At 30.6% G+C, this 2,583-nt stretch carries 3 protein-coding genes; all 3 read left to right on the top strand.

Features of this window, described 5'->3' with window-relative positions; translation table 11 throughout:
* Positions 1-534, top strand: a 534-nt coding sequence (locus FPG59_RS16750; protein WP_176330770.1) for a hypothetical protein, incomplete at its 5' end; no start/stop codon positions are given.
* A 103-nt stretch (positions 535-637) separates the two neighbouring features.
* Complete coding sequence (locus FPG59_RS15455) at positions 638-871, top strand: helix-turn-helix domain-containing protein (RefSeq protein WP_086455443.1); 234 nt, start codon at positions 638-640, stop codon at positions 869-871.
* 94 nt (positions 872-965) lie between these two features.
* Entirely contained in the window at positions 966-2,180 is a 1,215-nt protein-coding gene (locus FPG59_RS15450; RefSeq protein WP_086455442.1) for a primase-helicase family protein, read from the top strand.
* Positions 2,181-2,583: the final 403 nt, after the last annotated feature.

Genomic DNA, 2,583 nt, shown 5'->3' with positions numbered 1-2,583 from the left:
ACCATGTTATTTACTAACGAAAATGAACAATACATTACAAAAGAAGAAATAAAATTAATAATTGATAGGGAAGATTATTTCAATAAAGCAAGTTTTCTAATTGACAAAAAATACCTGCTTGCAAACATGCCGATGCAGCAAAAGAAAAGAATCAAAAAATTGTATTTTGTGTTTTTCAATTATTACTATCCTGACGAAATATCTAAACATCAAATTGATGTCTTAATTTCATGCTTTACTGAAGTTAATCCTAAATACGAAGAACTACAAATCATAACAGTAAGAAATCAACTCTCCACTCTAATTAATGATAAAAATCTAACTAAGGAACTAGCCTTTTTCAGTTATTATCTCGTTACAAACGTACTTGAGAATTCTCGCGAAAAAATTAAATTTCTGACAGCTACTTTTTTTAAGACAAAAGGAATATCAACCAGCACTTTATCGGATGTTTTTTCTGATCGAAAAGACAAAGATAAATCATATAACACAGAACTACCCGAGAAGTTAATATCTGAAATCGAATTAATTTAAAATCGCAAATTACTGAATACCATACATTTGTATTCGTTTGTATTTTTAATTTCAAATTCCAACATATGTTTGCCAATGAAAATCAATTAAAATCATTGAAAAAATGGCAACATCAATTACACCCTTACAAAATGAGGAATTATTCTCATTTCCTGCACCTGAAGATCAATTGAATCAGACTGAGGTAGCAGCATTATTTGGAAGATCGGTTCAGACGATCATTAATTGGAAGAAAAAAGGAAAAATTCCATATTTTGAAATGGGAAGATTCCCCGTCTTTAGTAAAAAGCAGCTCACTCAAGTTGCTTCTCGAAATCAACACTTGATAAAAGTTTAAAACAAAAAGAGCACAGTCTTCAGCTATGCTCTTTTTGTGTTGTTTAATTCTACTAATTGTATATCTAGCAAATATACAAAAAACACTTTGTATAATGAAAAACATGTATTTAAGAATAGGCACGTCTTATTTTAAGAGATCCCTATACCCTTTATCGTCAGGAGATTTTATCGAGATCTTAGTTATTTGGTCTGCTGAGTTGATCAGACAAGACCACGGTAAAGATGCACTTTCTGAAATTGAAAAATTTGATGGCTTTATTTGCATTCCAGAAAATCGTCCAGAGTACTTTAAAAAAAGAGTACAGGACTATTACAACACCTATCATCAAATTAGCAAATCACCTTCTGAAGGTGATATAACAAGTACATTAAGTTTTCTAACCCATATTTTTGGAGCACAGCTTGAGCTTGGACTTGATTACTTGCAACTAATTTACTTACGGCCAACACAAATTTTACCGATTCTTTGTTTGGTCAGTAAAGAGCGCTCAACGGGTAAGTCAACCTTTCTGAAATGGTTAAAGGAAATTTTTGAATACAATTTAACTTTTTTAACTAACAGCGATTTTACTTCAAATTTTAATTCCGATTGGGCCGCCAAATTACTCGTGTGCATTGATGAAGTGTTGTTTAAAACTGATGAGCTAACTGAGCGAATAAAATACCTTTCTACAACAAACACTTTTAAAACTGAAGCCAAAGGAAAAGATAAAAAAGAAGCTTCCTTCTTTGGTAAATTCATCCTCTGCTCCAATAATGAAACCTCGTTTGTAAAAATTGATGCTGATGAAATCAGGTTTTGGATCATTAAAATCAATCGCTACCAGAAAGAAGACGTTCATCTCTTGGAAAAACTAATTGCTGAGATTCCAGCATTTTTATATTTCCTCACAAACAGAAAACTTTCAACTGAGAACCAGTCCAGAATGTGGTTTACACCAGAGCAAATCAGAACTAATGCATTATTAAAATTAATACGGCATAATTCGAATCAAATAGAACGAGAGTTAGCAAATGCTTTAATGAACACAATGGAAAGTTTAGATATTGAAACATTAGATTTTTGCTTTTCCGACTTATTAAACATTTTAAATAAGTTTAAGATTAAATATGATCCTGTGGAAATCAAAAACGTAATCCGGAAAAATTGGAAATTAGAACAAGCCAAAAACTCAAATCAATATCAAAAAGTGAGTATTACCAACGACCTCGATTTTTACCAAAATTTAACTAAGGGACGCTACTACACAATAACCCGAAAATTTTTATCTGATTTTAGTGATGAATTGATGAAAACAAACGATTAAGCCAATAGGAACAAGCTTTTAACCTGTCATCATTTTGTCATCAAAAATTTAACTGATGAAAATAAAATGATGAATGAATTTCAAGAGTGAGGACATGACGAAAAAAAGATGATATACGAACCTTGACCAATACTAAGCTGACTGTATTTTGTCATCAAATCATCACTTTTTTTCTTTTTTAAACTTTTTAAATAAAAACATCATGCATAAAAAACAAGCACCGAAAATACCAATTGAAAATATACCTGAAAATTTAAACTATAAACCTGTTAAATCCAATCACAATGAAATAGAGTTTATAAGATGACCTTAATTCATCTTTTTCCCTTTAAGCTTGGGGTTTAGTTTAGACTAAATATATGTAATAGCAACTAAACCTAAAAATATGTCTGAAGCTTAAAGG

The organism is Flavobacterium sp. FPG59 (genome assembly GCF_002150205.1).
GTDB lineage: Bacteria > Bacteroidota > Bacteroidia > Flavobacteriales > Flavobacteriaceae > Flavobacterium.
The sequence above is the reverse complement of the archived record's forward strand: the minus strand, read 5'-3'. Positions and strand labels throughout refer to the sequence as shown.